Source organism: Moorena sp. SIO2C4, from assembly GCF_010672485.1.
GTDB classification, from domain to species: Bacteria; Cyanobacteriota; Cyanobacteriia; order Cyanobacteriales; family Coleofasciculaceae; genus Moorena; species Moorena producens.
Map to the genome: position 1 here is coordinate 1 of NZ_JAAHGN010000657.1, position 4,256 is coordinate 4,256.

General features: G+C 40.7%; 3 protein-coding genes. All 3 read left to right on the forward strand.

Features of this window, described 5'->3' with window-relative positions; genetic code table 11:
• Positions 1–176 precede the first annotated feature (176 nt).
• The 3 genes from F6K20_RS26575 to F6K20_RS26585 all read left to right on the forward strand — a co-directional run bounded on the left by F6K20_RS26575 (position 177) and on the right by F6K20_RS26585 (position 4,138).
• Positions 177–509, forward strand: a complete 333-nt coding sequence (locus F6K20_RS26575; RefSeq protein ID WP_287247518.1) for a hypothetical protein — start codon at positions 177–179, stop codon at positions 507–509.
• A gap of 4 nt (positions 510–513) precedes the next feature.
• The gene (locus F6K20_RS26580; protein ID WP_009149091.1) at positions 514–2,037 is read left to right on the forward strand and encodes a hypothetical protein; all 1,524 of its coding nucleotides are present in this window, start codon (positions 514–516) and stop codon (positions 2,035–2,037) included.
• Between the two features lie 406 nt (positions 2,038–2,443).
• A complete protein-coding gene (locus F6K20_RS26585) occupies positions 2,444–4,138 on the forward strand; it encodes an ATP-binding protein (protein WP_287265795.1) in 1,695 nt (564 codons plus the stop codon).
• Positions 4,139–4,256 lie beyond the last annotated feature (118 nt).

A 4,256-nucleotide genomic window follows, 5' to 3' on the forward strand; every position in this document is an offset into this window, starting at 1 on the left:
TATAGAAAACAGTGCGGCATCACAATCCGGTATTTTGGTCGGAGACATCAAGACAATGAGATGCACCCTACAGGTTGCAGGTTGAAGGTTGCAGGTTGCAGGTTGTTCGCCTTTGGCGTTCGGTGAAGGGTAAGTTGCCATCTGATAACTTTAAAATTGTGTAATTGGAGGAAGCCATGTTTTCTAACTATAAAATAAATCCTGTAGATGATTTAGATAAGGCAACAAATAACGTATCCGATCTACCCTCATTACCCATCGACTATTTTCCTAATGTGATTGAGATTTTTGATCAATATGGATTATTAGCTGGCGTAGTGGTGTCCAAAGGCATACCCTATGAAATGCCTAGGCACAAGGATCAGGTCAGTGACTACAATGCTTGGTATTTTGATGGACAGCTTTGCGTGTTTTATCGAGGAAAAAATATTTTGCTTGATCGCACTCAGAACTTGCAGCACCGAGCAGCAATTTTTGGAGCCTTAGGGTTGGGAGCATTAGGAGTTTAAAACCATGGCAAAAGTAACAATAGTCAGTGAGTCCTATGTATCATCTTTACAAGGACAATACCAAGGTGTCATTTCCAAATGGTCAAGTGGACTGGCAGCATTTAAGCAAAAGCAGCAGCAAAAGCAAGAACAAAATCGACAGGCTCAACAACTCAATGGTCAGGTATACAATAGTAATCAAGAGCCTGAAATTAAAATTACCGATGAGGATAAAGTAGTCTATGGTAAAGATGGAGATAAGTTGGTCAATGACTTGAACTCAGACATCATTGGTCAGTTGACTTTAGCCAAAGAGTCATCTGTAGGAGAGATGATTGGAGTCACCAATAAAAAAGTAGAATTGGATGGAATCGTTATTTTACAAACTAATGATGAAGGTGTGGTAAAGGTTAACGCTTTTGATGAACAACAGCTACAGGGGCAAAAACAAAAGATATCTAGTCCAATTCAACCACAAAACCAATCTTTAAAACCAAAAGTCCAACCCGTAAAAGCTAATACTGAAACCAGAGGTGGATTATATTCAGTACGACGCTCAGTGCAGGCTTTAGAGAATACACCACTAAAGCAGTTTTTGCAGTGCCAGGTTAATGAGATGCGTATGCTTCGTAGTGCTCAAAAACAAAAACAAGAAGCTATGCAATCGGAGTTTCTATCTGAATTGATTGAAGCCCGAATGCTTCAATCCAAGCAGCCGAGTTGGTGGGAAAAGGTTGTTTCACCGATTTCAGAAAAAGTGGAAAAATTCAAAAATGCTGTGTCTAATTACCATGAAACATCCCGTCAAAAAGAAGCTGCTGCTACCTTAGTACGCTTAATCAATTCTCAAGCATCACCAGGACAAGATACCTATGAATCAGCAGAGTATACGATTCATCGCGAGGATAATTCCTATGCAATGAGGGACAAAAAAGGTAAGGAATTGATAAAGTTTCGCGCTGGTGCTATGGGGGTCACTGTACAGGGAGAACCCAAACTCAATGAACAGCAATATCAAGAAATTTCACAGGTAAAAAAGCAGTTAGATTGGGGACAGAAACCTGAGGGAAAGTTTCGGCAATTAGGAGCTTCTGAGGCTGACTACTTTAGCCGTGTCAAGGCAGTTGCAGATACATTGGTCGAGTATGCCCAATCACAAGGAAATACTGTCCAGGTTGAAGGTAAACTCAACTATAACTGGAGAGCAACTCCCAATGGCGATATCACAATTGCGGCTAAGGACAGACGAGGAACCATCTTTTCACAGCAGAAAGGACAATTTATGTCCCAGATGACACAACGGGATTTATCCTACTTTGAGCAAGCCTTAAAACCTTTAATGAGCCAAGCGCCACAACGACTAGTTCAGCCCTCTCGATCATCAGTGCAGTCTCTAAAATCTCAAAGCCTAGGTGCTCCTAACCCCTTTGCTCACTCCAGTTTAACAGCACTAGCTTCAAGCAATGGACAGGCTTTTCAACCGCCAGCTAAAACACCTTTCTCGGAACCGATTAATCTCAAACAGAAATCAAAGGAGCTATCTTTGTAAGGCTTTTTGTTAACTGTTAACCCTCAACAATAAACAACCTGATATAGCAATCCTCTATAATTCGTGAACAGTCACAGGTCTTACTCAGTAAGGATTCAGCTATCAGCTATCAGCCATCAGCCAAGGCCAAGTTGGCCGTAGGCCACGCTACGCCAATGGCCACGCTACGCGAACAGGTATAAGCTATAATGTATTAGCTATAATTTATAAGCTATAATGCATCAGCTATAATGTATTAGCTATTAGCTATCACCCAAAGGCTGACTGCTGACTGCTGACTGCTGAATGCTTACCTTACTCAGGACTCATTACTTTCTTAGCAAAGACTAGTTTAAATGGAAGTATTGTTCACAAATTATTTAGGATTGCTATAATTTCATTTTGAATCAATAACGTTTGCTTGAAAATGAATATACCCGAAGTTGGGACATTATTAGAATGCTATGGAGCAGTATCTATAGGAATTCCCTTGATTGAAAGACACAATGTACTCAGGTGGATTTGTCAGAGTCTTACCCAGGATGGAGTATTCCTGGTTTACCTCTGGAATTTAGCTAGTCGTGGATTTCAGAAAATTGAATGGGATGGAAATTATGATACCTTAGAAAGTTCAATGGTTAATGTCCTAGAAGATCGTGAGCCATTTGCACAGGTTGTTGAAGTGTTGAATTTTTGTCAAGCCTATTCTGGTAAAGCTCTATTTATCTTAGAAGATTTACCGTCTTTACTCGATAGTGCTGACAGTGGGCAAACCATAACCATCAGAACCTCATTGTCTAATGTTCTCTACAACTTTGGTCTCTCAAGCGATAAGTTTCTAATTCTTTTGGATACGGGGGAGAATGAGTTACCTCGAATTTTAAACTCAATTATTCCTGCTGCCGAATTTCCTTTCCCAGAACCCAAGGAAGTCACGGCATTATTAAAAACTCATTTAGTAGAATATGGTTTGGCTGACCAAGAAACACCTCTAGACGACAGACTAGCTCGGTCTATCGGGGGATTGACTCCGGAAGAAATTCGGATGGCAGTCAAACTGGCGGCGAAAAAAAATAAATACGCCCCCATAGTGTCTTGCCTGTTAAGCGATCGCTCTGAAGAGCGCGCCAAAGGCGAACGCAAGCAATTTCATATAGCAGTCAACAAAGCCCAATCTCAATCAGAGCTAGCCAAGCAATTAATCAATTACAAAATTCACAGACTCAAAGGATTTGGTTTAGAGTTCCTCAAACCTGATGTTGGGGAATTTGGGGGATTAGATAAACTGAAACAAGCCTTGGAATGGGTGAAACAAGATTTTTCTGATCAAGCCAGAGCTTATGGGATTCCATTGCCCAAGGGATGGCTATTGATTGGTCCTCCAGGAACAGGAAAAACCTTTGCTGCCAAAGTCTGTGCTCAAACCTTAGGATTTCCTTTAATTAGCATGGGAGTGGATTTAGTAATTGGTAGTAGTCCAACCCATTTAAAACGACTCTTGCGTCGAGTTGAGGCCGCGAGTCCTTGTGTTTTGTTTCTCGATGAATTGGACAAGTTTTTTGATTCCCAAACAAATAACACCAAACAAATTCTAGGAATTCTATTAACCTGGTTGCAAGAGAAAACAACTCCCACATTTGTGATTGGAACTCTCAACCGATTAGATGCTTTGCCTCCAGAATTAACTCGTGCTGGCAGATTTGACAAACTGTTTTATGTCGGTTTTCCCAAAGAGATTGAGCGGTTTGAGATTTTTAAACTCCATGCTAGCCGATTTGATCCTCGTTATCGGGAGGGAAATGGACCATTAACAGAAAAACAATGGCGTCGATTATTGAGTGCGACACGAAAATGTACTGGAGCAGAAATTCGTGCCATTGTAGAATCAGCAGTGCAGCGAGTGTTCCATCAAGGTCAGAGAACTCCTTTTAAAATTGAATTGGAAAATCTATTAGAGCAGCGAGAAGCAATGACTCCCTTGTATTCTCAGGATACCGAGAGAGTTTTAGCAATGGAAAATCGAGCAGAAGGGGTTTGTAAGCCTTCCTCTTCACCAGATAAATCAATTTTTGCTAGGGAAATAACTACCTTGTGGGGAGAACGATTAAATGTTGGGTCTTAAGTGATATCATGTCCCGATAATTATCCTTAATACCAATTTTTACAGCACACTATCTCCCCATCAATCTTCTTTATTATGGGTATTCAACCGGACTTAATCTGATATCTAATCCGATGTA